The sequence below is a fragment of the Streptomyces sp. NPDC051452 genome (assembly GCF_044454765.1).
In the GTDB taxonomy this organism is placed as follows: Bacteria; Actinomycetota; Actinomycetes; order Streptomycetales; family Streptomycetaceae; genus Streptomyces.
Genome location: NZ_JBITEB010000017.1, coordinates 104,043 through 129,853, shown reverse-complemented (window position 1 = coordinate 129,853; position 25,811 = coordinate 104,043). Strand labels below are relative to the sequence as shown.

At 71.6% G+C, this 25,811-nt stretch carries 21 protein-coding genes; 12 read left to right on the top strand and 9 right to left on the bottom strand.

Going from position 1 to position 25,811, the window contains the following annotated elements:
• Positions 1-11: 11 nt before the first annotated feature.
• The 6 genes from ACIBA9_RS31105 to ACIBA9_RS31080 form a co-directional block, all read right to left on the bottom strand.
• The gene (locus ACIBA9_RS31105) at positions 12-191 is read right to left on the bottom strand and encodes a hypothetical protein (protein WP_399368230.1); all 180 of its coding nucleotides are present in this window, start codon (positions 189-191) and stop codon (positions 12-14) included.
• A gap of 139 nt (positions 192-330) precedes the next feature.
• On the bottom strand, positions 331-1,263 hold the full coding sequence (locus ACIBA9_RS31100) for an alpha/beta hydrolase (protein ID WP_362150153.1): 933 nt from the start codon (positions 1,261-1,263) through the stop codon (positions 331-333).
• Positions 1,260-1,772, bottom strand: a complete 513-nt coding sequence (locus ACIBA9_RS31095; protein WP_399368228.1) for a phage holin family protein — start codon at positions 1,770-1,772, stop codon at positions 1,260-1,262. Before ACIBA9_RS31095 ends, ACIBA9_RS31100 begins: the two co-directional genes overlap by 4 nt.
• A 181-nt stretch (positions 1,773-1,953) precedes the next feature.
• Positions 1,954-3,408, bottom strand: a complete 1,455-nt coding sequence (gene nhaA / locus ACIBA9_RS31090) for a Na+/H+ antiporter NhaA (protein WP_399368226.1) — start codon at positions 3,406-3,408, stop codon at positions 1,954-1,956.
• A 209-nt stretch (positions 3,409-3,617) separates the two neighbouring features.
• Positions 3,618-5,573 carry an acetate--CoA ligase gene (gene acs, locus ACIBA9_RS31085; RefSeq protein WP_399368224.1) on the bottom strand — a complete coding sequence of 652 codons (1,956 nt, stop codon included), beginning with the start codon at positions 5,571-5,573 and terminating at the stop codon, positions 3,618-3,620.
• Positions 5,574-5,665: 92 nt separating this feature from the next.
• Positions 5,666-8,272, bottom strand: a complete 2,607-nt coding sequence (locus ACIBA9_RS31080; protein ID WP_399368222.1) for a bifunctional SulP family inorganic anion transporter/carbonic anhydrase — start codon at positions 8,270-8,272, stop codon at positions 5,666-5,668.
• A 339-nt stretch (positions 8,273-8,611) separates the two neighbouring features.
• On the opposite strand from ACIBA9_RS31080, the gene ACIBA9_RS31075 reads away from it, so the two are divergent.
• Positions 8,612-9,877, top strand: a complete 1,266-nt coding sequence (locus ACIBA9_RS31075; RefSeq protein WP_399368220.1) for a hypothetical protein — start codon at positions 8,612-8,614, stop codon at positions 9,875-9,877.
• Between the two features lie 3 nt (positions 9,878-9,880).
• On the opposite strand, the gene ACIBA9_RS31070 is transcribed toward ACIBA9_RS31075, so the two are convergent.
• Positions 9,881-10,861: an ATP-binding protein gene (locus ACIBA9_RS31070; protein WP_399368218.1), complete on the bottom strand. Its 981-nt coding sequence runs from the start codon at positions 10,859-10,861 to the stop codon at positions 9,881-9,883.
• 100 nt (positions 10,862-10,961) lie between these two features.
• Between ACIBA9_RS31070 and ACIBA9_RS31065 the strand changes: the two genes are divergently transcribed.
• Positions 10,962-11,786: an oxidoreductase gene (locus ACIBA9_RS31065; protein WP_399368216.1), complete on the top strand. Its 825-nt coding sequence runs from the start codon at positions 10,962-10,964 to the stop codon at positions 11,784-11,786.
• Between the two features lie 424 nt (positions 11,787-12,210).
• On the opposite strand, the gene ACIBA9_RS31060 is transcribed toward ACIBA9_RS31065, so the two are convergent.
• Positions 12,211-13,041, bottom strand: a complete 831-nt coding sequence (locus tag ACIBA9_RS31060; RefSeq protein WP_362150174.1) for an HAD-IB family hydrolase — start codon at positions 13,039-13,041, stop codon at positions 12,211-12,213.
• 593 nt (positions 13,042-13,634) lie between these two features.
• Here ACIBA9_RS31060 and ssd point away from each other — a divergent pair.
• The 7 genes from ssd (at position 13,635) to ACIBA9_RS31025 (ending at position 19,025) form a co-directional block, all read left to right on the top strand.
• Positions 13,635-14,741 (top strand): septum site-determining protein Ssd, encoded by a 1,107-nt coding sequence (gene ssd, locus ACIBA9_RS31055; RefSeq protein ID WP_399368214.1) that lies wholly within the window; start codon positions 13,635-13,637, stop codon positions 14,739-14,741.
• Entirely contained in the window at positions 14,738-15,937 is a 1,200-nt protein-coding gene (locus ACIBA9_RS31050; protein WP_399368212.1) for a TadA family conjugal transfer-associated ATPase, read from the top strand. Before ssd ends, ACIBA9_RS31050 begins: the two co-directional genes overlap by 4 nt.
• Positions 15,937-16,818 (top strand): type II secretion system F family protein, encoded by an 882-nt coding sequence (locus tag ACIBA9_RS31045; RefSeq protein ID WP_399368210.1) that lies wholly within the window; start codon positions 15,937-15,939, stop codon positions 16,816-16,818. The genes ACIBA9_RS31050 and ACIBA9_RS31045 overlap by 1 nt, the downstream gene beginning before the upstream one ends.
• A 182-nt stretch (positions 16,819-17,000) precedes the next feature.
• Complete coding sequence (locus ACIBA9_RS31040; protein WP_399368340.1) at positions 17,001-17,780, top strand: type II secretion system F family protein; 780 nt, start codon at positions 17,001-17,003, stop codon at positions 17,778-17,780.
• A 75-nt stretch (positions 17,781-17,855) separates the two neighbouring features.
• Complete coding sequence (locus ACIBA9_RS31035; protein ID WP_399368208.1) at positions 17,856-18,068, top strand: DUF4244 domain-containing protein; 213 nt, start codon at positions 17,856-17,858, stop codon at positions 18,066-18,068.
• A 22-nt stretch (positions 18,069-18,090) separates the two neighbouring features.
• Positions 18,091-18,450, top strand: coding sequence for a TadE family type IV pilus minor pilin (locus ACIBA9_RS31030; RefSeq protein ID WP_399368206.1), 360 nt, complete (start codon positions 18,091-18,093; stop codon positions 18,448-18,450).
• Positions 18,451-18,605: 155 nt separating this feature from the next.
• Positions 18,606-19,025: an Rv3654c family TadE-like protein gene (locus ACIBA9_RS31025; RefSeq protein WP_399368338.1), complete on the top strand. Its 420-nt coding sequence runs from the start codon at positions 18,606-18,608 to the stop codon at positions 19,023-19,025.
• Between the two features lie 85 nt (positions 19,026-19,110).
• Here ACIBA9_RS31025 and ACIBA9_RS31020 read toward each other — a convergent pair whose 3' ends face one another.
• A complete protein-coding gene (locus ACIBA9_RS31020) occupies positions 19,111-21,888 on the bottom strand; it encodes a DEAD/DEAH box helicase (RefSeq protein ID WP_399368204.1) in 2,778 nt (925 codons plus the stop codon).
• An 81-nt stretch (positions 21,889-21,969) separates the two neighbouring features.
• On the opposite strand from ACIBA9_RS31020, the gene bldG reads away from it, so the two are divergent.
• The 3 genes from bldG (at position 21,970) to ACIBA9_RS31005 (ending at position 25,662) form a co-directional block, all read left to right on the top strand.
• Positions 21,970-22,311 carry an anti-sigma factor antagonist BldG gene (gene bldG / locus ACIBA9_RS31015; protein ID WP_362150198.1) on the top strand — a complete coding sequence of 114 codons (342 nt, stop codon included), beginning with the start codon at positions 21,970-21,972 and terminating at the stop codon, positions 22,309-22,311.
• A gap of 189 nt (positions 22,312-22,500) precedes the next feature.
• Positions 22,501-22,938, top strand: coding sequence for an ATP-binding protein (locus ACIBA9_RS31010; RefSeq protein ID WP_362150201.1), 438 nt, complete (start codon positions 22,501-22,503; stop codon positions 22,936-22,938).
• Positions 22,939-23,253: 315 nt separating this feature from the next.
• A complete protein-coding gene (locus tag ACIBA9_RS31005; protein WP_399368201.1) occupies positions 23,254-25,662 on the top strand; it encodes a sodium-translocating pyrophosphatase in 2,409 nt (802 codons plus the stop codon).
• The last annotated feature ends 149 nt before the right edge of the window (positions 25,663-25,811 follow it).

The window sequence follows — 25,811 nt, the reverse complement described above, 5'->3', positions numbered from 1 at the left end:
GGGCGGACGGTTCAGCCGCGCGGGTGACGCAGCCGTACCGAGACCCAGCGGGCCCGACGGCGCAGGATACGCGGAATCCCCACCCTGAGGTCTCCTTCCGCCAGTTGCGGAGTACCTCGCTGAGGCGTGCTCAGACCGGTGGTCGAGCGCCGGTTGCGGGGTGCGTCACTGTAGTCGTGCGTCCAGCCCATACCCGGACGTGTGCCCCCGCCCCAAGGTCCATAACCGCCTGGGCGCGCCCCAATTGGCCTATGCGGCAGGCATGTGGCCGTTCGAAGGACAACTGTTCATGATTCGGATACCTGGCGCATCCAATTGCTCACAGAACGGTCACCGGTCGGGCTCGGGGTCCTTCAGCCAGTTGACCAGTTCGGTGGAGAACGCCGCCGGGTCCTCCTCGTGCGGGAAGTGCCCGAGACCGTCGAACAGCCGCCAGCGGTAGGGCGCTTCGACGTACTCGCCCGAACCCGCCGCGCTGCGCGTGCGGCTCACCGGGTCCAGCGAGCCGTGCAGATGCAGTGTGGGCACCCGCACCGGCCGCTTCATCCGGCGGTAGAACTGGATGCCGTCCGGGCGGGCCAGCGAGCGCACCAGCCAGCGGTACGGCTCGATCGCGCAGTGCGCCGTGGAGGGGATGCACATCGCCCGCCGGTACGTCTCCACGGCCTCGTCCTCGGGCGCTCGCGGTCCGGACCAGTCCCGGATCAGACGGCCCACCAGAGCACCGTCGTCCGCGGTGAGTTGACGCTCCGGCAGCCACGGCCGCTGAAAGCCCCAGATGTAGGAGTTGGCGGCCGTCTGCCGCGCGTCGCGCAGCATCGCCGCGCGCCAGCGCCGCGGATGAGGCATCGACACCACCGCCAGGCGCCGGACCAGCTTGGGCCGCATCGCGGCGGCCGTCCAGGCCAGATAGCCGCCCAGGTCGTGGCCGACCAGCGCGGCGTCCGGCTCGCCGAGCGAGCGGATCACGCCGGTGACGTCCAGGGCGAGGCCCGCGGGGTCGTACCCGCGGGGCGTGCGGTCGCTGCCGCCGACGCCCCGCAGGTCCATCGCCACCGCTCGGTAGCCCGCGTCCGCGAGCGCGACGAGCTGGTGCCGCCAGGTCCACCAGAACTGGGGGAAGCCGTGCAGCAGCAGCACGAGGGGGCCGTCGCCGAGTTCGGCGATGTGGAAGCGGGCGCCGTTCGCGGCGACGTCCCGGTGCGTCACCTGCTGCCCGTGGGGCAGTTCGATGCGTACGGCCGAGGGGGCGGGGTCGGTCATGACGACGAGCGTGCCACAACCTCGGACCGCGAGTGTGCCACCGCCTCGATGGCCGCGGGTGCCCGGTCCTCGGGCAGCTCCGGGCGCGGGTGGGGCTTGGCGTTCTGCAGGACGCTCGCCGACTCCTTCATGGACGCGGCCACCTTCTGCGGGCCCTGGCCCTTCTTGGCCTTCTTCGCGAACATCACGCCGATGAGCGCGAGGAGGCCGGCGACCAGCACGTTGGCCGCGAACGACAGCAGGAAGCAGACCGCCAGGTTCCAGCCGCTCCAGGTCCGGATCGCGTACGCCAGGGCGAAGTTGAGCATGGGCAGGGAGAACAACAGGACCGCGCCCGCCACCGAGAAGGCGCCGCCGCTGGTCGCGCCGCGCTTCACGTCCTGCTTGAGCTGGGCCTTGGCCAGCGCGATCTCGTCGTGCACCAGCGCCGACAAATCGGTCGTCGCCGAGGCGAACAGCTGGCCGATGCTGCGTTCGGCGCCGACCGGGCTGCCGTCGGGTGCGCTCATCGCGGTTCTCCCTCTGAGGTCTCTTGTGCCGCAAGTGTGCCGTGCCGGGTGGCCGTCGTGCCCGGGCGGCCGGCGTGTCGCCGTAGAGCCCGGTGGCCGTGTTCGTGGCCGTCCTGCCCGGTGGCCTCGGGTGCGGGCGCCCGGGTCGCACGGCCGTCTTGATTTGTACCGTCTCGTCAGATCATGCCGGACGGTCGCCCTCCTCGCCTGCCCCGCCCGGTACTTCCTGAAGCCCGTGGCGCGCCTCCGCCGCCCGCTCGGCGGCCCGCTCGGCCGCGATCCGCCGGTGTTCGGCGGCCTTGCGCTCATGCATCGCGGCCATGCGCAGGTGATAGGCCGGGTCGTCCTGCTCGTAGACGTCCGGGATGCCGTCGAGGTCCTCGTCGCGCTCCTCGTCCTCCCAGAGCCTGCGGTAGCGGGCGTTGCGTATCTTCAGCAGCACCGTCGCGCACACCGCCGCGATCAGCGATCCGGTGAGCACCGCCGCCTTCACCTCGTCGGTGAGGACGGCGTCGCCGGCGAAGGCCAGTTCGCCGATGAGCAGCGAGACCGTGAAGCCGATCCCGGCGAGGGAGGCCACCGCGAAGACGTCAGCCCAGGCGAGGTCGTCGCTGAGCGAGGCGCGGGTGAAGCGGGCGGTCAGCCAGGTGCCGCCGAAGATGCCGAGCGTCTTGCCGACGACCAGGCCGATGACCACACCGAGCGTCTCCGGCCTGGTGAAGACGTCCCCGAGCGCCCCGCCGGTCACCGACACCCCGGCGCTGAACAGGGCGAACAGCGGCACGGCGAGCCCGGCCGACAGGGGCCGCACCAGATGCTCGATGTGCTCGCCCGGCGAGTGGTCCTCGCCCTCCCGGGCGGTGCAGCGCAGCATCAGGCCCATCGCCACGCCGGCGATCGTGGCGTGCACGCCGCTGTTGTACATCAGCGCCCAGATCACCAGGGCGAGCGGCACGTACACGTACCAGCCGCGCACGCCCTTGCGCAGCAGCAGCCAGAAGACCAGCAGGCCCACGACGGCTCCGCCTAGCGCGGCGAAGTCCAGCCGGTCGGTGAAGAAGATCGCGATGATCAGGATCGCGAAGAGGTCGTCGACGACCGCGAGGGTGAGCAGGAAGGCGCGCAGCGCGCTGGGCAGCGATGTGCCGATGACCGCCAGGACGGCGAGCGCGAAGGCGATGTCGGTGGCGGTGGGCACCGCCCAGCCCCGGGCGGAGCCGTGCCCGAGAAGGCTGGTCAGGGTGTAGACGAGCGCCGGTACGGCCATACCGCACAGCGCGGCCACCACGGGCAGCGCGGCGGCCTTCGGGTCGCGCAGGTCTCCGGCGACCAGTTCGCGCTTGAGCTCGATGCCGGCGACGAAGAAGAACACGGCGAGCAGCCCGTCGGCGGCCCAGTGGGCGACGGACAGGTCGAGGCCGAGCGCGCCGGGGCCGAAGCGCAGGTGGCCGACCGTCTCGTAGCTGTGCGCCAGGGCGGGGATGTTCGCCCAGACCAGCGCCGCGACGGCGGCGAGGAGCAGCAGGACGCCACCGACGGTCTCGGTGCGCAGCGCGTCCGTGACGAACGTCCGCTCCGGCAGGGACAGACGTCCGAGGACCCTGCGCGGCGACGAGGGGATACGGGGCGCGGGCACGGCGGGACCTCCGGTGGCTGGGCAGGACGGCTCACATGCCGACCAGACTTCCCGGCGCCCCTGTGGATCTTGTCGCGTCCTTGACGCTTTTATTACTTTACCCGACAGGGGGCGGCCGGAACCGGTGATCCTCACGGTAGACGCGCGAGGGGCACCCGGCGCGTCGTCCTGGTGCCCCTCGCGGTGTCCCTGTGGTGCGGCCGTGCGGGTCAGTCCTCGCTCGGCGCCGCCGGGAGCTTGGTCTGGATGAGGTCCATGACGGTGGAGTCCGTCAGCGTGGTGACGTCACCGAGCTGGCGGTTCTCGGCCACGTCCCGCAGCAGCCGGCGCATGATCTTGCCGGAGCGGGTCTTGGGCAGCTCCGCCACCGGCAGGATCCGCTTGGGCTTGGCGATCGGGCCGAGCGTGGCGCCGACGTGGTCGCGCAGCTCACCGACGAGCGCCTCGGTCTCCGACGCCGTGCCGCGCAGGATGACGAAGGCGACGATCGCCTGGCCGGTGGTCTCGTCGGCGGCACCGACGACGGCCGCCTCGGCCACCGACGGGTGGGAGACCAGCGCCGACTCCACCTCGGTGGTGGAGATGTTGTGCCCGGACACGAGCATCACGTCGTCCACCCGGCCCAGCAGCCAGATGTCCCCGTCGTCGTCCTTCTTCGCGCCGTCACCGGCGAAGTACTTGCCCGGGAAGCGGGACCAGTAGGTGTCGATGAACCGCTGGTCGTCGCCCCAGATCGTGCGCAGCATCGACGGCCACGGCTCGGTCAGCACCAGATAGCCACCGCCGCCGTCGGGCACCTCGCGCGCCTCGTCGTCCACGACGGTCGCGCTGATGCCGGGCAGCGGACGCTGAGCCGAGCCGGGCTTGGCCTCGGTGACGCCCGGCAGCGGAGAGATCATCATCGCGCCGGTCTCGGTCTGCCACCAGGTGTCCACGACGGGGGTGCGGTCGGCGCCGATGTGCTTGCGGTACCAGACCCACGCCTCGGGGTTGATGGGCTCGCCCACCGACCCCAGCACCCGCAGGCTGCCCAGGTCGAACTTGGCGGGGATGTCGTCTCCCCACTTCATGAACGTCCGGATCGCGGTCGGCGCGGTGTAGAGGATCGTGACGCCGTACTTCTGCACGATCTCCCAGAACCGGCCCTGGTGCGGGGTGTCGGGCGTGCCCTCGTACATGACCTGCGTCGCGCCGTTGGCCAGCGGCCCGTAGACGATGTACGAGTGCCCGGTGACCCAGCCGACGTCGGCCGTGCACCAGTACACGTCGGTCTCCGGCTTCAGGTCGAACACCGCCCAGTGCGTGTACGCCGCCTGGGTGAGGTAACCACCGGAGGTGTGCAGGATGCCCTTCGGCTTACCCGTGGTGCCCGAGGTGTAGAGGATGAACAGCGGGTGCTCCGCCTCGAACGCCTCCGGGGTGTGCTCGGTGGACTGCCGTCCGACCAGCTCGTGCCACCAGACGTCGCGTTCGTCGTTCCACGCCACGTCCTGCCCGGTGCGACGCACCACGAGCACGTGCTCGACGATGCCCGCCTTGTCGACCGCCTCGTCCACGGCGGGCTTGAGCGCGGACGGCTTGCCGCGCCGGTAGCCGCCGTCGGCGGTGATGACGACCTTGGCGTCGGCGTCCTGGACGCGCGTCGCGAGCGCGTCCGAGGAGAAGCCGCCGAAGACGACCGAGTGCGCCGCGCCGATCCGGGCCGAGGCCAGCATCGCGATCGCGGTCTCCGGGATCATCGGCATGTAGATGGCGACCCGGTCGCCCTTGCGGACCCCCAGCTCCAGCAGGGCGTTGGCGGCCTGGGAGACCTCGTCCTTCAGCTCCGCGTAGGTGATCGAGCGGCTGTCGCCGGGCTCGCCCTCGAAATGGATGGCGACGCGGTCCCCGTGGCCGGCCTCCACATGCCGGTCCACGCAGTTGTACGCGACGTTCAGCTCGCCGTCCTTGAACCACTTGGCGAACGGCGGATTCGACCAGTCCAGCGTCTCGGTCGGCGTCTTGGCCCAGGTCAGCCGGCGGGCCTGCGCGGCCCAGAAGCCGAGCCTGTCAGCCTTGGCCTGTTCGTACGCCTCCGCGGTGACATTGGCATGCGCGGCCAGGTCGGCGGGCGGCGCGAACCTGCGTTCTTCCTTGAGCAGGTTGGCCAGGCTTTCGTTGCTCACGACATCTCCCTTTCCAAGGGTGTCCGTTGTGTCCCAAGCCACAGCTCATCAGACGCGGGGGGCCGATGACAAGGGTCGGCGGGAAAATTGGTTTAGACCTTTGCGTGAGGTGGCTGTTCAACCAGCACCGGGACCACCTCGCCCGCATCCCGCATATCCTCGCCGATGCCGTCACCGACCCTCTCACCGGTGTCTTCGCCGCCACCCTCGCCGGCGTCTTCGGTGACGCCTTCGCCGACGCCCTCGAAGACCGTGTCTCCTTCCGTTCCCGTGAGCAGGTACGCCTGTGCCTCGCCGACGTGGAAGTACATTCCGTGCAGCTCCAGTTCGCCCCGGGCCACCGCCCTGGCGACGGAGGCGTGCGCCCGCAGATGGTCCAGCTGCTGGACCACGTTGGTCAGGCACAGCTGCTCCACCGCGTCCGCGGCCGCCCGCCCGGCCAGCCGGGGCCGGGTGTCCGGGTCCCCCGTCAGCCGCGCGAGGCTCGGCAGCCCGTGCCGCAGCCACCGCCGTAGCGGGGTGTCCCCCTCCCGACCGCCCCCTTCCCGACTGCCCCCACCGCCCGCGCCCTCCTCGCTCTCTGTCCCCTCCTCGCTCTCCCTCCCCTCCTCAGTCCGCGCGCCCGTCCCGCTTCTCACGTCGGTCCCGCTCCCCATGTCGGTCCCGCTCTGCGCGCCCTTCCCGCTCCGCGCGCCCGAACCGCCCCCCACGTTCCCCGTGCCCTCCGCAGTCAGCAGTGCCTGCATCGCCCCGCAGCGGGAGTGCCCGCACACCGTGATCGAGCGCACCCCCAGCACGTCCACCGCATACTCGATGGCGGCCGCCACCGAGTCGTCGCCATGGTCTTCGCCCGGCGGCGGCACCAGGTTGCCGACGTTGCGGACGACGAACAGGTCCCCGGGGCCGCTGGCGGTGATCATCGATGTGACGAGCCGGGAGTCGGCGCAGGTGAGGAAGAGCTGCGAGGGCTGCTGGCCCTCCCGGGCGAGCCTGGCCAGCTCCTCGCGCACCAGCGGTGCGGTGTTCCGCTGGAACGAGCTGATCCCGCGCGCCAGTTCCCGCACCGCTGCCTGGCCGACGGGGGTGGCGGAAGCGTCCGAGAAGCAGGCCTGGTGGTTGCGCCAGGGCGTCCAGGGCCGGCACCGGCACTCGGCGGACGGGGGCGGCTCGGCGATCCGGATGACGCCACGCCGGCCCGACAGCTCGACCGTGCCGCCCCGCGCGGTGTGGGCGCCGCGCCAGTCCTGCAGTGACTCGTACGCCGCGTGGTCCATGAACGAGCCGTCCAACTCCACGACGACGTCGGCGCCTTGGGGTACGAGATGCAGGACCCGGCTGAGCCGGGGAACCGCGAGGAACGTCAGTTGGCCTCGGATTCGTACGTGATGGACTCCTTCCGTCCGTGTATGGGTGACGCGGGTGCGGGTGAGGCGGTGCAGGGCGACGGCGACCGCCACGGCGACCCCGAGGAGCACGCCCTCCAGGACACCGAGGAACACCACGCCGAGGGTGGTCACGGCGTAGACCGGCACTTCGCGGTGGCGGGTCACCGAGCGGATGTGGTGCAGGGACACCATCTGGATGCCGACGGCCATCACCAGGGCGGCGAGCGAGGCGAGCGGGACCGCCTCCAGGATCGGGACCATCAGCAGCGCGGCGACTACTACGAGAACGCCGTGCAGCATCGTGGAGTTCCGGCTCACGGCACCCGAGTTGACATTCGCGGTGCTGCGCACGGCCACCCCGGCCACGGGCAGGAGTGCCCCGGAGACGATGTTGGCGGCGCCCTGACCCAGCAATTCGCGGTTCAGGTCGGAGCGGCCGACGCGGGACTGCGGGCCCGGGCGTGAGGCCAGCAGCTTGTCCACGGCCACCGCGCCGAGCAGTGACTGCACGCTGCACACCAGGGTGGTGGTGAGCACCGCCGCCACGACGCCGAGCACCGGACCCTCGGGCAGTCCGGCCAGCGCGTGACTGCGCCAGGACGGCAGATCGACCCTGGGCAGGGTCAGCCCGGTGAGGGTGGCGGTCACGGTGGCCCCGGTGACGGCGACGAGAGCGGCCGGCACCTTGCGCAGCCCCCTGCCGAAGCGGCCTGGCAGGCGTGGCCAGGTCAGCAGCAGGGCGAGGGTGAGGGCGCTCACGGACACCGCGGTCGGGTGCAGTCGAGCCAACTGGGCGGGCAGCGCGAGCAGGTTGGCGAGGACGGAACTGTCCGGTCTGCCGCCGAGGACGATGTGGAGCTGGGCGACGGCGATGGTGATGCCGATCCCGGCGAGCATGCCGTGCACCACGGCCGGGCTCACCGCGAGCGCGCCACGGGCCACCCGCAGACAGCCGAGGCCGAGCTGGGCGATGCCGGCGAGGACGGTGATGCCGCAGGTGGCCCGCCAGCCGTAGTGGTGGATCAGATCGGCGGTGACCACGGTGAGGCCGGCGGCGGGGCCGCTGACCTGCAACGGGCAGCCGCCGAGCCGGCCGACGACGACTCCCCCCACCGCGGCGGCGACGAGGCCGGCCTGGAGCGGGGCGCCGGTGGCGAGGGCGATGCCCAGGGACAGCGGCAGGGCGATCAGGAAGACCGCGACGGCCGCCGACACGTCGGCGCCCTCGACCCGCAAGCGGCGGGGGCGCCCAGGTGCGGGGCGGTGCGGGACGTCGGGGTGTTGGGCGTGAGGGGGTGCGCAGGCTGAGGGCATGTTCCCGTCTCCTCCGGGGCGGCGCGGTCGCGGACTGGATGGACCCGCCTCGATGGGCGGGGGCTCGCTCGCGGCCGTGGGTCACGGCGTGTCGTGGCGGGATGGATCAACGCTCGGTAAACGAACCGTAATGCAAAGTAAAGACAAGGCATAACTTTGCGGGGCAAATGGCGTATCCGATCCACCGCCCGAGTGAAGTGGGCATTTCATCGGCTTGTCGTATTAATTCCCCTCTCGGCCCTGTGGGACCTTGGCGACGCTGCTGGGACAAGCCCGGCATATCACCACAAAAGGCCCTGTCAGCGCTCGTCCGAGAGAAGGAAGAAGGTGGGGCGGAACATGGCCGCCACCCAGAGAATCGCCGTCGGCGCCGTGGCCGCCGCGGCCTGTGCCGCGTCACTCGCCGGTTGTGCGACCGGCTCCAAAGCCCCGAAGGAAGGAGCGCCCGGTCCCCGCCAGGGCGCGCCGGCACCCAACAGCGCGCTTCGGCTGATCGGTGACGGGTCCACCGCGTACACGGGTGGGCAGCCGCACCAGCCCACGCCCGAGCGGTTGAAGCCCGGTGCGAAGCCCCCGCAGTTCGTGGTGTTCTCCTGGGACGGCGCGGGCGAGGACAGCCAGAAGCTGTTCTCCCACTTCCGCAAGGTCGCCAAGGAGAACCACGCGACGATGACGTACTTCCTCAGCGGCGTGTACACGCTGCCGGAGGAGAAGCGTGACCTCTACCGGCCCCCGCAACACGCCCAGGGCGCCTCGGACATCGGCTTCAACGACGCGCAGGGCATCTCCGACACCATCAAGCAGGTGCGGCTGGCCTGGCTGGAGGGCAACGAGATCGGCACACACTTCAACGGCCACTTCTGCGGCCCCGACGGCGGTGTCGGCCAGTGGTCGGTGAACGAGTGGAAGAGCGAGATCGCCCAGGCCAAACAGTTCGTGAAGTCCTGGAAGACCAACACCGGCATGACGAAGGCGGCCCCGCTGCCCTTCGACTACGACAAAGAGCTGATCGGCGCCCGCACGCCCTGCCTCGAAGGGCAGAAGAACTTCACCAAGGCCGCCCGCCAGTTGGGGTTCCGCTACGACTCCAGCGGTGTCAACGACCAGCTCTGGCCCAAGAAGAAGGAGGGCCTGTGGGACCTGTCGATGCAGCTGGTGCCCTTCCCCGGCCACACGTACGAGCAGTTGACCATGGACTACAACTTCATGGTCAACCAGTCGGGCACCGAGACCCAGGGTGACCCCGACAAGTTCGACTACTGGGGTGACCAGATGCGAGACGGTCTGATCAAGGGCTTCTACCGCGCCTACGACGGCAACCGCGCCCCGCTGGTCATCGGCAACCACTTCGAGTCCTGGAACGGCGGCACCTACATGCGCGCCATCGACGAAGTGGTGCACGAGGTGTGCAACAAGCCCGAGGTGCGCTGCGTCTCCTTCCACCAGCTGGCCGACTGGCTGGACGCCCAGGACCCGACGGTGCTGCAGAGGCTGCGCACCCTGAAGGTGGGCGAGGCCCCCCGGCAGGGCTGGGCGTCCTTCCTCTCCGGCCGCCCCGCCCCGGCGCCCAAGGGCGTGCCCGGGGCGCCGGCGGTCAAGCAGTAGGCGTCATACGGGCGTCGCCACATGCTCACCCAGTACGAACCCGGGGTCGACCTGCGCCGCCAGGTCGGCCCCGGTGCGCTCGTTGCCCCACGCCTCGGCGTTCTTCAGATGGAAGTGCACCATCTGACGCGTGTAGCGCTCCCAGTCCCGCAGCTCGTAGGTGGCGTCCGCGGCGGCCCGGAGGGTGTGCAGCGCCTGCGAGTTGGCCTCTTCCAGGAGGTCGAACCGCGGCGGCCTGCCCTTCTCCATGGCACGCACCCAGTCCGAGCGTCCGACCGTCACCAGCAGATCGTCCCCGACCTCCGCGCGCAGGAAGTCGATGTCGTCCTGTTCCTGGATCTTGTTGCCGACGACCTTCAGGGTGACCCCGAAGTCGCGGGCGTAGTCCTTGTACTGGCGGTAGACGGAGACCCCCTTCCGGGTCGGCTCGGCGACGAGGAACGTCATGTCGAAGCGGGTGAACATGCCGGAGGCGAAGGAGTCCGAACCGGCCGTCATGTCGACCACGACGTACTCGTCGGGGCCGTCGACGAGGTGGTTCAGGAACAGCTCCACCGCTCCGGTCTTGGAGTGGTAGCAGGCGACCCCCAGGTCGGCGTCGGTGAAGGGGCCGGTGACCATCAAACGGACGGCCCCGCCGTCGAGTTCCACCGGACGCGAGCAGGCGTCGTAGACCGGATTCGGTTCCCGGATCCGGACCAGCCGGGAGCCCTCACCCGGCGGGGTCGTCTTGATCATGGTCGCGGCGGAGGTGACGCGCGGATTGCCGCCGCGCAGATAGTCCTTGATCAGCGAGAGCCGTTCGCCCATGGCGGGCAGCGCGGCCGCCTCCGCCTCGTCGAGGCCGAGCGCGGGTCCCAGGTGCTGGTTGATGTCCGCGTCGATGGCGACGATCGGGGCACCGGCGGCCGCGAGGTGGCGGATGAAGAGGGAGGAGAGCGTCGTCTTGCCGCTGCCGCCCTTCCCGACGAAAGCAATTTTCATGTTCACGAAGCGTAGTCGGTTCATAGCTGTGTGTGGCAGGGGGAGTGAAGAAGACCACTCCTTCGTGGGGTCGGCCCGCGGGATGCGTAGGGTCGTACTCATGAGTACGACAGGTGCGGCCGCCGATCCGCTCGCGGCCCTGGGCTCGCTGCCCGGCGTGGCCGAATCCGTGGAGTCCGTCCGCAAGGCGGTGGACCGGGTCTACGGCCACCGGATCATGCGCCGCCGCAGTGACGCGGTCACCTCCGAGGCGGCCCTGCGCGGCGCCCGGGGCTCGGCGGCGCTGGCCGGTGCGGACTGGGCCCTGGAGGAGGTGCGGCGGCGTACCGACTTCAGCGCCGACGCCGAGGCGCGGGTCGTGGGCGCGGCCCTGAGGCTGTCCGCCGAGGGGGGCCAGCTGCTGTCCATCTGGCGGCAGTCGCCCCTGCGGGTCCTGGCCCGGCTGCATCTGGTCGCCGCGGCGGGCAGGGAGGACCAGGTCGGCAGGCCGCGGCAGGCCGGCGAGGCCGTGGACGAGCCGCTGATCGAGCTTGCGCTGCCGGACGCCCGTGAGGTGTCGGGCCGTCTGGAGGGGCTGGCCGATCTGGTCATCGCGGGAACGTCCGCACCCGCGCTGGTGACGGCCGCCGTGGTGCACGGCGAACTGCTCGCGCTGCGCCCCTTCGTGTCCCACAACGGGCTGATCGCGCGCGCGGCCGAGCGAATCGTGCTGATCGGCAGCGGTCTGGACCCCAAGGCGGTCTGCCCGGCCGAGGTCGGCCACGGCGAGCTGGGCCGTGCCTCCTACCTGGCGGCGCTGGACGGATACGTCTCCGGCACCCCCGAAGGCATGGCGGCCTGGATCGCGCACTGCGGCAGGGCGGTCGAGCTGGGTGTCCGCGAGTCGACCGCGGTGTGCGAGGCGCTGCAGCGCGGCGCGGCCTGAGAAACTCCGGACAAGATCCCTGCGCTCCGGAAAGGCCCCTGTGTGAAGCCCTGAACAGGGTTGCGGCGGTACGAGTTCTCGTACCGCCGCTGGCATGCGCACCGGGTTACCAAGCGTCCTCGATATGTGCCCATCAGGTCGGGAACTTTGCCCGTCACCTGGTGCGGCTGGCCCGTAATCGACGGGTCGACGTCGCGTGGGTGCCCGGTGTTCATGCGTGGGTCCGTGGGGCCGAATGCGTAGTGGTAGGAGATCCTCTCGGATGTCCAGTGGTCTCGCGGGCCGCTGAATCCTTTGTACTGCAAGGCCGTAGTAAGCGGAACCCCTCCCCACACTTCTTTACTTTCCGCCGCGAACAGGCGTGAAAGGCCGCGAACAGGAGCGAAGGAGTCAAGCGGTGCGAACCGGAGGAAAAAGGGAGGGCTCAGGCGGTGCCGCGGCGTCGGGTGGCGTACCAGACGAGGCCGGCGGTCGCCGCCGCCGCTCCGACGGCCGCGGCCGCGACGAGTGCCGGGCGGGGCGGTACGGAGAACGTGGGCAGCCGCTTCTTCAGCGGGACCGGGCGACGGAACTCCAGGACCGGCCACCCGCGCGCGAGTGCTTCCCGGCGCAGTGAGCGGTCCGGGTTCACGGCGTGCGGGTGTCCGACCGCCTGAAGCATCGGCAGGTCGGTCGCGGAGTCGCTGTACGCGTAGCAGCGCTCGAGGTCGTAGCCCTCGGAGAGGGCCAGCTCGCCGATCGCCTCGGCCTTGGTCGGGCCGTAGGCGTAGTACTCCACCTCGCCGGTGAAACAGCCGTCCTCGCCGACGACCATCCGGGTGGCCACCACTCGGTCGGCCCCCAGCAGTTCACCGATCGGCTCGACGACCTCGGCGCCGGAGGTGGACACGATCACCACGTCCCGTCCCGCCGTGTGGTGCTCCTCGATCAGGGAGGCGGCCTCGTCGTAGATGATCGGGTCGATCAGGTCGTGCAGGGTCTCGGCGACGATCTCCCGCACCTGCTGGACGTTCCAGCCCCGGCACAGAGCGGACAGATAGGCGCGCATGCGTTCCATCTGATCGTGGTCCAGGCCGCCGGCCAGGAAGACGAACTGGGCATAGGCGGTACGCAACGCGGCCCTGCGGTTGATCAGGCCGCCTTGGTAGAAGGACTTGCTGAAGGTGAGCGTGCTCGACTTCGCAATGACCGTCTTGTCCAGGTCAAAGAAGGCTGCTGCGCGAGGCAAGGAGTGGTTTTCCACGACCCTGAGCATAGGCGCCCACCATTCGGCGTAAGGTGGGGCGCGTGGGTTTGCCTGAGAGGGCTCTCGGGTACACCATGGAAGTCACGGATCGTTCGCGACCGTGCTAACCCGGCCCGACTCCTCCCCCCCCCGAGTCGGCCGTGGGGACGACCCCCGCTCTCCCCCCCGGCGGGGGTCGTCGCATGTCCGGATGGGTTTTCTCGCCCCTCCTCCCCCTGTGAACGGCCACACGGCCGGAGCTGTGACGCTCCGGACCGGTGCTTCGTCACACCCATGATCCGTCACGCTGGGTAATCGTGACGCTGCTCTGCGGAAGTCGCACAGCGATCGGAACAGGGGTCACCGGTATGGGTGACGGAGTTATTCACAACCTCTCGGTTGTCCACCGTTTTCGACCAAGATCCACACGATTTCGCGGATCGCTGCACCGTGATTCCAGCGCCTCCGGCCACGGCGAGTTCATGGCCGGTTCCGATTGCCGGAGTGCGTATGGCCGGTTCCTATCGGCCGCTCATATGGAGGCCGCTCGCCGGTTCTTCACACCTTGGGGAATCGCGTGGTCGAAGGGGCCGCGCGGCACACGCAGCGAAGGGGAAGCTCACGTGACCGGAACCGTCACCCACGACCCGCCGGCCGCCGGCGGAGGCCGGCCCGGACGGCCGCTCATCCTGACCGAGGACGCCGAACTCCTGGACGACCTGCTCCGCCTGTGCGCGGCCGCCGGCGCCACACCCGAGGTCCACCACGGTCTACCGGAATCCGGCGATGGCTGGGAAACGGCGCCCCTGGTACTCGTCGGCGACGACGCCGCCCGCCGGGTCCGCGGGTCCTCGCGACGGCGCGGAGTGGTCCTGGTCGGCCGTGACCAGGACGACTCGGAGGTATGGAAACGAGCCGTGCGGATCGGCGCCGACCACGTCCTGATGCTGCCCGACGGAGAACAGTGGCTGGTCGACCGCATCGCCGATGTGGCCGAGGGGGTCGGCCGCCCCGCTCTGACCGTGGGGGTGATCGGCGGCCGGGGCGGAGCGGGCGCGTCCACACTCGCCTGCGCGCTCGCCGTCACCTCCGCGCGTGAGGGATTGCGCACGCTTCTCGTGGACGCCGATCCGCTCGGTGGCGGACTCGACGTCCTCCTCGGCGGCGAGAGCGCCGACGGGCTGCGCTGGCCCGCCTTCGCCGCCTCCCGAGGCAGGGTCGGCGGTGGCGCACTGGAGGAATCGCTGCCGGAGCTGCACGCGCTGCGGGTGCTCAGCTGGGACCGCGGCGACTGCGTCGCCATCCCGCCCCAGGCGGTGCGCGCGGTCCTCGCCGCCGCCCGGCGGCGCGGCGGCACGGTCGTGGTCGACCTGCCCCGCCGCCTCGACGACGGTGTCGCCGAGGTCCTCGCCCAACTCGACCTGGCCCTGTTGGTCGTCCCGGCCGAGCTGCGGGCGGTCGCGGCCGCCGGACGTGTCGCGTCCGCCGTCGGAATGGTCGTACGGGACGTCCGGATCGCCGTCCGCGGACCCTACGCCCCCGGCCTGGACGACCAGGAGGTGGCCCGGCTGCTCGACCTGCCGCTGGCCGGCGAGGTGCCCGTCGAACCGGCACTCCTGCGCCCCCTCGGCAGCCCGAAACCGCCCGCCGCGACCGGTCGCGGCCCACTCGCCCGCTTCTGCCTGGACTTCTGGGAGCGCGCCCTGGCCGAGGCGGGGGGCACCCGATGACACTCCCCGGACTCGACCGGGCCGACGGCGCTGCCCTGCTCGACGGTGTCCGGCGCCGCCTCGCCGAGAGCGGCGCCGAACCCACCCCCGCGCGCGTGGCACAGGCCCTGCGCGAACAGGGGCGAGTGCTCGGGGACGCCGAGGTCCTCGGCACCGCCCGGCGGCTGCGGTCCGAACTTGTGGGCAGCGGACCCCTGGAGCCGCTGCTCGCCGACCCCCGCGTCACCGACGTCCTGGTGTCCGCGCCGGACCGGGTGTGGGTGGACCGCGGCGGCGGCCTGGAGCTGACACCGGTGACCTTCCCGGACGCGGCGGCCGTACGGCGGCTCGCGCAACGGCTGGCCGCCGTGGCCGGACGCCGGCTGGACGACGCCCGGCCCTGGGCGGACGCCCGGCTGCCCGACGGAACCCGGCTGCACGCGGTGCTGCCCCCTGTCGCCGTCGGCTGCACCTGCCTCGCCCTGCGGGTGGTGCGGCCCCGGGCTTTCACCCTCGAGGAGTTGGTGGAGGCGGGCACCGTCCCGCCGGGCGGCGACCGGATCCTGCGGGCGCTGCTGGCCGCCCGGCTGTCCTTCCTCGTCAGCGGCGGCACCGGAAGCGGCAAGACGACCCTGCTCAGCGCGCTGCTGGGGCTGATCGGGCCGGGCGACCGGATCGTGCTCGCCGAGGACTCGGCCGAACTGCGGCCCGATCACCCGCATGTGGTCCGGCTGGAGACCCGGCCCGCCAACCAGGAGGGCGCCGGCCTGGTCACCCTCGAGGACCTGGTCCGGCAGGCACTGCGGATGCGGCCCGACCGGCTGGTCGTCGGGGAGGTGCGTGGGGCCGAGGTCGTGCATCTGCTCGCCGCTCTCAACACCGGTCATGAGGGCGGTTGTTGCACGATCCACGCCAACGCCGCAGCGGATGTGCCGGCCCGCCTGGAGGCGCTGGCCACCGCGGCCGGACTCGACCGGGCCGCGCTGCACAGCCAGTTGGCCGCGGCCCTCTCCGTGGTGCTCCACCTCGTACGGGACCGGTCCGGGCGGCGCCGGATCGCGGAAGTACACGTCCTGGAGCGGGACGCCACCGGACTGGTGCGGACGGTGCCGGCCCTGCGCTGGGGCGAGCGGGCCTTCGAACGGGAGCGCGGCTGGGAGCGACTGGAACGGCTGCTCGGCGGCTCAGACGATCACGGAACCGAAGGGCAGAGGTGATGAGGGTGGTCGGTGAGACGTCCTTGGGGGCGGCGTTCGTCTGCCTCGGCGCGATGATCTGGCTCCTGGGCGGACGGCACTGCGGGCTGCGGCGGGCGCGTCTGCTGCTCGCGGGCGGCGCGGTGGCGGCCCCCGGTCCGCCCGCCTGGGAGCGCGCCTTCGAAGGATTACGACGGCTGCGCGACCGCCTGGGGGCCGAGTGGTGGGCGCTCGCCGCCGGGCTGCTGCTGGCGTTGCTGGGGGCGTCACCGCTTCCGGCCGCCGCCGGGGCGGCCGGCGTGCCGTTGCTGCGGCGGGTGCGGCGGGCTCGGCAGGCCAGGCGCCTCCGGGAACGGCGGGCGGACGCGGTGATCGCCCTGTGCGGGGCCCTCGCCGGTGAGGTGCGCGCGGGACGGCAGCCCGGCGAGGCACTGCTGCGGGCCGCGCGGGACTCCGGCGGACTCGGCGACGCGCAGCCGGCCGTGGTCGCCGCAGCGCGGTTCGGCGGGGAAGTGCCCGGGGCGCTCGCCGCGGCCGGCCGGCAATCGGGTGCGGAGGGGCTGCTCGGACTCGCAGCGTGCTGGCGGGTGGCCGTGGACCAGGGCGCGGGCCTCGCGACCGGTCTCGACCGCCTGGAGGCGGCCTTGCGCGCCGAACGGGACCAACGCGCGGATCTGCGGGCCCAGCTGTCCGGGGCCCGGGCGACGGCGGTACTGCTCGCCGCGCTGCCCGCCCTGGGCCTTCTCCTCGGCGCGGCCATGGGCGCCGACCCACTGCGGGTGCTCCTGCACACCGGCGCCGGCCTCGGCTGCCTGGCGGTCGGGACGGCGTTCGAGGGGGCCGGTACGTGGTGGGCGACGCGGATCGTGCGCGGAGCGGAGGGGGTGAGGAGGCGGGGATGACGGGAGCCGCGGTGAAGGGGGCGGCGGGGTGGTGAACGCGGCGGGAGCGATCGCGCGCGTTGGGCGCCGGTGATGGCGATGACGGCGGCGGCTGGAGTGATCGAGGTGGCTGGAATGTGCGTAAGTGACCGAATCACACGGAAGGGGTGGGTGTGATGAGCGGGGAAGTCATCCACAGGCTGATGAGCGGGGAAGTCATCCACAGGCTGGGGACGGCCGGGGCGACGGTGATGGCCCTCGGGTGGGGCTTCAGGCACTTGGCGGCGGTACGGCGGCGACGGCGGGCGCGACGCCGGGTGGCGGAGCTGCTGAGTCGCGAAGTCGCACTCGTCAGAGCCCCGTTGAAGGTTCCGGATGCGGTCCGGCGAGGGCTTCCGGCGGCCGGGGCGGCCTGTGGTGCCTGGGTGCTGGTCGGCGGAGCCGGCGGCCTTCTGCTGGGCCTGGGCGCGGGGGTGGTGCTGTGGCGGTGGCGGGAGCGTCAGATGGCGGCAGGGCGTGACGAGGCAGTCGACAGCGCGGCTGCGGCTCGTCAACTCCCTCTCGCTGCCGACCTGCTGGCCGCCTGTGTCGCGGCCGGCGGGGGCCCGGTGATCGCCGCACAGGCGGTGGGGGAGGCTCTCGGCGGCCCGGTCGGCGAGGCGTTGGCGCGCGGCGCGGCGGAGGTGCGGCTCGGTGGCGAGCCGGCCGATGCCTGGCGGCGATTGGCTGATCTCCCCGGTGCCGGCGCCCTGGCCCGACTTCTGGAGCGGGCCGACGAGTCCGGGCTGCCCGCGGCGGGCCCGGCCGTCCGTCTCGCCTCGGACGCCCGCGCGGAGTGGGCCCGTACCGCGACGGCCCGGGCGCGTCGGGCGGCGGTACTGATCTCCGCGCCGGTCGGCCTGTGCTTCCTGCCCGCCTTCATCGCGATCGGTGTACTGCCCGTCGTGATCGGGCTGGCGGGTGGGGTGGTGGGAGGGAGGTGAGCCGAAACAAGAACGGTCCGGCGCGGGACACGGAGCCGGAGAAGGACAACGAGCGTGCATCACAAGGAGGTTGAGATGAACGGCAGGAAGATCGGGGAAGTGGCGGCGCGGGTGTGGGGGAGGTGCCGTCGGCATCGCCGGGATGCGGGGATGGTGACCTCCGAGTACGCGATGGGGATCATCGCGGCCGTCGGATTCGCGTTGCTCCTCTACGAGGTCGTCACCAGCGGTCAGGTCAGGGCGGAACTGCAGAACATCGTGAAGAAGGCCCTCAGTGCGCGGATGTGAGCAAGGGGCGGACCGGGGGTTCGTGACCGCGGAGGCGGCCGTGGTGCTCTGCGTGCTGGTGGCGTTCACCATGGCGCTGGTCTGGGGCCTGCTCGTGGTGGCGGCGCAGATCCAGTGTGTGGACGCCGCCCGTACGGGCGCCCGGGCCGCCGCCCGGCAGGACGGGGCCGACGCGGTGGTGACCGTGACCAGGGATGCGGCGCCGCGCGGGGCGCGGGTGTCGGTGGGGCGCGAGGGCGACCGGGTCCGGGTGACGGTGGTGGCGCGGCCGCCGGTACTCGGCGGGCTCCCTTTCGAGGTACGCGAGGAGGCCGTGGCACTGATCGAGGAGACGACGGGGACGCCGGAGCCGGCGGATGCGGCGAAGGGGGCGGGGCGGTGAACGGCACGACAGCCGTGCGGGGCGGTGAACGGCACGGTCGGCGGCCTTGGCTCCGGCGCTGGTCGGCCCCGAGACACCTCGTCCCGGGGCGCCCTGACCCGGGGCCGTGCGACCGGGAGCCCTGCGTCCCCGGCCCCTGCCTCCCCGGGCCCCGCATCCCTGGGCCCTGCGCCCCGGAGGCATCCGACCGGGGATCGGCCACCGTCTGGAGCCTGGGGGTGATCACCCTGCTCTGCGTGGTGTTCGGTGCCGTGCTCGCGCTGGGGCAGGCCGTCGTCGTCCGGCACCGGGCGGCCGGCGGTGCGGATCTGGCGGCGCTCGCGGCGGCCGATCACTGGGCCGAGGGCGGCGAGGCGGCCTGTGCCCGGGCCGAGCGGTTGGCGGCGGACCAGGGGGTACGGCTGGTGCGGTGTGCGATCGAGGGCGAGACCTCGGACGTGACGGCTGCCTCGGGAAGCGGGCCGTTCGCGGCGGAGGTGAGGGCGAGAGCGGGACCGGCGGGACCCGCCGTGCCTCCGGCAGCCCCGGGTGGGCCCCAGTCCCCGCCCAGAGGCGCCGCCGAGCCGCCTTACTGACCTCCGGGACCCCAGGGGCCCCGTCGGCCCCCCGAAGCCGTCGGAGCCGTCGGACCTCGCCCCAGCCGCGTTCAACCGCGGCTGGCTAGCCGGCCTCCAGGCCCTCCCTCGGCGTCCGCTCGGCGTCCTGGTGACCCGCTTCCGCGCTTGGCCCCGGGCTGGTCCGACCGCGCTCCGCGAGAAGCTTGTCCGAAGGCTCCCCGGCCCGCTCGGTTCCCTCGGCCGGTGTCCCCTCTGCGCGCCCGGTTCCCTCGGTCCGCGTCCCCTCGGCCGGTGTCCCGCCGGTCCCGTTCGTCCCGTCGGTCCCGTCGGTCCCGTCAGTCCCGTCAGCCCTCTCGGTCTCCCGGGTCCGCCCGGTCCCCTCCGTCTCCCCACCCCCCTCGGTCCCCTCTCCGGCCCCGTCGTCCGCCTTCTTCTCCGGGGCGCCGCGCAGCAGCACGGTGAGGAGGCGTACGGCGCCCCTCTTGTGCAGCGGGTCGTTGCCGTTGCCGCACTTGGGGGACTGGATGCAGGACGGGCAGCCGGCCTCGCACTCGCAGGATGCGATGGCCTCGCGGGTGGCGGTGAGCCACGTACGGGCGGTGTGGAAGGCGCGCTCGGCGAAGCCCGCGCCGCCGGGGTGGCCGTCGTAGACGAAGACCGTGGGCAGGAGGGTGTCTGGGTGCAGCGGTACGGAGACCCCGCCGATGTCCCAGCGGTCGCAGGTGGCGAAGAGGGGCAGCATGCCGATGGAGGCGTGCTCGGCGGCGTGCAGGGAGCCGCCGAGGATCTCGGGGATGATCCGGGCCTCGTCCAGCTGGTCCTCGGTGACCGTCCACCACACCGCGCGTGTGCGCAGCGTACGAGGAGGGAGGTCGAGTTTCGTCTCGCCCAGCACTTCGCCCGTGATCAGGCGTCTGCGCAGGTAGGAGACGACCTGGTTGGTGACCTCGACGGAGCCGTAGCAGAGGCGGCCGGCGCCCCAGGGGATCTCGGTGTCGGTCTCCAGGATGGAGATCGACGTGGTGTCGCGCGCGACCGTGGAGTACGGCGGGTCGGCCTGTTCGACGAGGGCGACCGAGTCCTCCAGGTCGAGGGAGCGCACCAGATAGGTGCGGCCCTGGTGCAGATGGGTCGCGCCCTCGTGGACCGTGGAGTGCGCGGCGCCGGCGTCGACCGTGCCGAGCAGGCGACCGGTGCCCTCCTCGACGACCTGGACCGGGCGGCCGCCCGCGCCGCGGATGTCGGTCAGGTCGGCGGCCCGTTCCCGGCGGGTCCAGTGCCAGGCCCTCGTCCGCCGGCGCAGCAGCTTCGCGGCCTCCAGCTGCGGGAGCACATCCGCGCAGGCGGGCCCGAAGAGGTCCAGGTCCTCCTCGGTCAGCGGGGCCTCCGCGGCGGCGGCGCACAGGTGCGGGGCGAGCACGTAGGGGTTGTCGGGGTCGAGGACCGTCGATTCGACCGGCTGGCCGAACAGGGCCTCTGGGTGGTGGACGAGGAAGGTGTCCAGCGGGTCGTCGCGGGCGACGAGGACCGCCAGGGCGCCTTGTCCGGAGCGGCCCGCGCGGCCCGCCTGCTGCCACAGGGACGCCCGGGTGCCCGGGTAGCCGGCGATCACCACGGCGTCCAGGCCGGAGACGTCCACGCCCAGCTCCAGGGCCGTCGTGGCGGCGAGGCCGAGGAGGTCGCCGGAGTGCAGGGCGCGTTCCAGGGCGCGGCGCTCCTCGGGGAGGTAGCCGCCGCGGTAGGCGGCGACACGCCGGACCAGGGAGCGGTCGACCTCGGCCAGTTTCTCCTGGGCGATGACCGAGATCAGCTCGGCGCCGCGCCGGGACCGTACGAAGGCCACCGAGCGCACGCCCTGCACGGTGAGGTCGGTCAGCAGGTCGGCGGTCTCGGCGGTGGCGGTACGCCGTACGGGTGCGCCCCTCTCGCCCCGCAGCTCGGTGAGCGGCGGCTCCCAGAGGGCGAAGACCACCTCGCCGCGCGGGGAGGCGTCGTCGGCGACCTCGACCACCGGCAGTCCGGTCAGCCGGCGGGCGGCGACGGCGGGCTCGGCGGCGGTCGCGGAGGCCAGCAGGAAGACCGGTGAGGAGCCGTATCGGGCACACAGGCGGCGCAGCCGCCGGATGACCTGGGCGACGTGCGAGCCGAACACGCCCCGGTAGGTGTGGCACTCGTCGATGACGACGTACCGGAGCGATTTCAGGAAGGAGGCCCAGCGCGGGTGGGAGGGAAGTATGCCCCGGTGCAGCATGTCGGGGTTGGTGAGGACGTAGTTGGCGTACTGGCGGACCCACTCGCGTTCCTCGAACGGGGTGTCGCCGTCGTACACGGCCGGGCGTACGGCGTTGCCCAGAGGTTGTGAAAGTTCCTTCACCGCACGGCACTGGTCGGCCGCGAGCGCCTTGGTGGGGGCCAGGTAGAGCGCGGTGGCACCACGTCCGTTCGGGGCCTGTGAGCCCTCCAGGAGGGTCGACATGACCGGAACGAGGTAGGCGAGGGACTTGCCGGAGGCGGTCCCCGTGGCGACGACCACCGAATCGCCGTCCAGCGCGTGCTCGGCGGCCAGCGCCTGGTGGGCCCACGGGTGCTCGATGCCGCACGCTTGTACGGCCGCGATCACCTCTGTACGAATTCGATCAGGCCAGACTGCATGGCGGCCCGTGCGCGGGGGCAAGTGCTCCGTATGAGTGATGCGCGCAGCCCGGCTCGGCCCCGAGGCGAGCCGGTCCAGGATCGTGCCTGGAGACGGGCGGGACGCCGGGTCCGCCGGGGTTCGATCGGATCGGTGATTCTTGGCCATCGGCACCGAGTGTGTCACTGGCGTGACGGACAATGGAGCCAAGGCGTCGTGCACGCCTGCCGGTAAGTGATTGAATGCCATCGCGGCTGGCGATGCGTCCCGGGGGCCGCAAGTGAAGGTGCCCGAGGGGCGACCGCTCGATAGCAAGGTGCTGGAGGATCCGTGGACCTGTCCCTGTCGACCCGTACCGTCGGCGATCGTACGGTCGTCGAGGTCGGTGGCGAAATCGATGTATACACCGCGCCCAAGCTGCGCGAGCAGCTGGTCGAGCTGGTGAACGACGGCAATTTCCACCTTGTCGTCGACATGGAGGGTGTGGACTTCCTCGACTCCACCGGACTCGGCGTATTGGTCGGCGGTCTGAAGCGAGTGCGTGCCCATGAGGGCTCGCTGCGCCTGGTCTGCAACCAGGAGCGCATCCTGAAGATCTTCCGGATCACCGGCCTCACCAAGGTGTTCCCGATCCACACCTCGGTCGAGGAAGCGGTGCAGGCCACCGACTGACCCTGACCGGTCGTCGGCGTCTGGCTCCCGCCTGGAGTCCGCCGCCGGCCGGTCCCGTCCCGGACTTGACGAACCGATTCGCCATGGGTCGGTGCGGTCGAGGCGGTCCGGGGCACACAAGCACACGAGGAGTGCGGGGTCTCGGCGGCCCCGGCTCCGATCGCACGCCCGTAGTCGCTAGGGGGATGCATGGCCACCGTCGAACTCCGTTTCAGCGCGCTGCCCGAACACGTCAGGACCGCCCGGCTGGTGGCGGCGGCGGTGGCGCGCAGGGCCGGAGTGGACGAGGCCGTTCTGGACGAGGTCCGGCTCGCCGTGGGCGAGGCCTGCTCCCGGGCCGTCGGACTGCATCAGAGCCATGACATCACCGCTCCGGTGAAGGTCGCGCTGGTCGAGGAGGAGAAGCAGTTCTCCATCGAGGTCGGCGACGAGGCCCCGCACGCGGTCATGGGCGGCGACACGCCCGGCGCCACGCCCGGCGGTGACGCGGACCTCGAAGAGGACGAGATGGGTCTCGCGGTCATCAGCGGACTCGTCGACGACGTCGAGGTCAGCGCCGGACGGAACGGCGGCCTGATCCGCATGACCTGGCCGACCGCTCGGACGACCTCCACGGTGGTTCTCTGAGCCCCACGGGCCGCCACGAGCCGCCACACGAACTTCGCGAGGGCCCTGCTGAGCAGGGCCCTTGTCGCATTTTCCGCCCGGCTGCGGAATTCGTGAAAGAATTCACGATCAATATCTCCGATAATTTGATCAAGAGTCAATGCGGTCGTCAATGCTTTTGGGGCATTACCGCTTTCGGGTTCATCGACGTGACCTCGATCATTTGCTGGCGGGCGTGAGAAGGCGAATTCCGTTTCCCGTCCCCTGTTTAGATCACTCGCGGGTACCTACAATCCGTCCACATCTTGAGCTCAGCCCAAGCGTCAAGGAGGACGAATGGCGGGGCTTTCTACCCCTCATCAGTTGGGTCACCCCACAACCCTCGCGGCCGCGGTCCTGACCGACGACAACCGGATCATCGTGGCCGTCATCGCGGCCGTAGCCCTGGCCGCCTTGGTGGTCGCGGGGATCCTGGTGCGTCAGGTGCTGGCGGCCGGCGAGGGCACCGACAGCATGAAACGGATCGCCGAGGCGGTCCAGGAAGGTGCCATGGCGTATCTCGCCCGGCAGCTGCGCACGCTCGGCGTATTCGCCGTCGTCGTCTTCTTCCTGCTCATGCTGCTGCCCGCGGACGACTGGAATCAGCGTGCCGGTCGATCGGTGTTCTTCCTGATCGGAGCGGTGTTCTCGGCGGCCACCGGCTATATCGGCATGTGGCTCGCCGTGCGCAGCAATGTGCGCGTCGCCGCCGCGGCCCGGGAAGCGACTCCGGCCCCGGGCGAACCCGAAAAGGATCTCACTACCGTCTCGCACACCGCGATGAAGATCGCATTTCGCACGGGCGGCGTCGTCGGCATGTTCACGGTGGGGCTCGGCCTGCTGGGCGCCTCCTGTGTGGTGCTGGTGTACGCGGCCGACGCGCCGAAGGTGCTGGAGGGCTTCGGCCTCGGTGCCGCCCTGATCGCGATGTTCATGCGGGTGGGCGGCGGCATCTTCACCAAGGCCGCCGACGTCGGCGCCGACCTGGTCGGCAAGGTCGAACAGGGCATCCCGGAGGACGACCCGCGCAACGCCGCGACCATCGCCGACAACGTGGGCGACAACGTCGGCGACTGCGCGGGCATGGCGGCCGACCTGTTCGAGTCGTACGCCGTCACCCTCGTGGCCGCGCTGATCCTCGGCAAAGCCGCCTTCGGCGACTCCGGACTGGCCTTCCCGCTGCTGGTGCCCGCCATCGGCGTGATCACCGCGATGATCGGCATCTTCGCGGTCGCCCCCCGGCGCACCGACCGCAGCGGCATGTCGGCGATCAACCGCGGCTTCTTCATCTCCGCGGTGATCTCCCTGGTGCTCGTCGCGGTCGCGGTCTTCGTCTACCTGCCCTCGACATACGCGGGGCTCGACGGAGTCACCGACGCGGCGATCAAGGGCAAGGACGGCGATCCGCGCGTCCTCGCGCTGGTCGCGGTGGCCATCGGCATCCTGCTCGCCGCGGTCATCCAGCAGCTGACCGGCTACTTCACCGAGACCAGCCGCCGCCCGGTGCGGGACATCGGCAAGACCTCCCTCACCGGCCCGGCCACGGTCATCCTCTCCGGCATCTCGCTGGGCCTGGAATCGGCCGTCTACACCGCCCTGCTCATCGGCCTCGGCGTGTACGGGGCGTTCCTGCTCGGCGGCACGTCGATCATGCTGGCGCTGTTCGCGGTGGCCCTGGCCGGCACCGGCCTGCTCACCACGGTCGGCGTGATCGTCGCCATGGACACCTTCGGTCCGGTCTCGGACAACGCGCAGGGCATCGCCGAGATGTCCGGTGACGTCGAGGGCGCGGGTGCGCAGGTGCTCACCAACCTGGACGCGGTCGGCAACACGACCAAGGCCATCACCAAGGGCATCGCCATCGCCACCGCCGTGCTCGCCGCGTCGGCGCTGTTCGGGTCGTACCGCGACGCGATCACCACCAACGCGCAGGAGGTCGGGGCGAGGCTCAGCGGGCCGGGATCGCCGCTGACCCTGGCGCTGGACATCTCACAGCCCAACAACCTCGTCGGCCTCATCGCGGGCGCCGCGGTCGTCTTCCTCTTCTCCGGGCTGGCGATCAACGCGGTCTCGCGGTCGGCGGGCTCGGTGGTGTACGAGGTGCGGCGGCAGTTCCGCGAGCACCCCGGGATCATGGACTACACCGAGAAGCCCGAGTACGGGCGGGTCGTCGACATCTGTACCAAGGACGCCCTGCGCGAGCTGGCCACACCCGGTCTGCTGGCCGTCATGGCGCCGATCTTCATCGGCTTCACGCTCGGCATCGGCGCGCTCGGTTCCTACCTCGCCGGCGCGATCGGCGCGGGCACGCTGATGGCGGTGTTCCTCGCCAACTCCGGTGGTGCCTGGGACAACGCCAAGAAGCTGGTGGAGGACGGCCACCACGGCGGCAAGGGCAGCGAGGCCCACGCGGCCACGGTGATCGGTGACACGGTCGGCGACCCCTTCAAGGACACCGCCGGACCGGCGATCAACCCGCTGCTGAAGGTCATGAACCTGGTGGCACTGCTCATCGCGCCCGCGGTGATCAAGTTCTCCTACGGCGACGACAAGAACATCGGTGTGCGGATCGGGATCGCGGTCCTCGCGCTGCTGGTGATCGTCGTCTCCGTGTACATCTCCAAGCGGCGCGGGATCACCGTCGGGGAGGGCGAGGACAGCACGGAGCGGGTCGCCAACTCGCCGGACGCCGCGGTGGTTTCGTAGACGACGGGAGGAAGTCCCGCGCAACGGGCGGGGGGGGGGGGGGGGGGGGGGGGGGGGCCCCCCCCCCCCCCCGGGGGGGGGGGGGCCCCCGGGGGGGGGGGGGGGCCGCGGGGGGGGCGGGGGAAAAAAAAAAAAAAAAAAAACAGGAC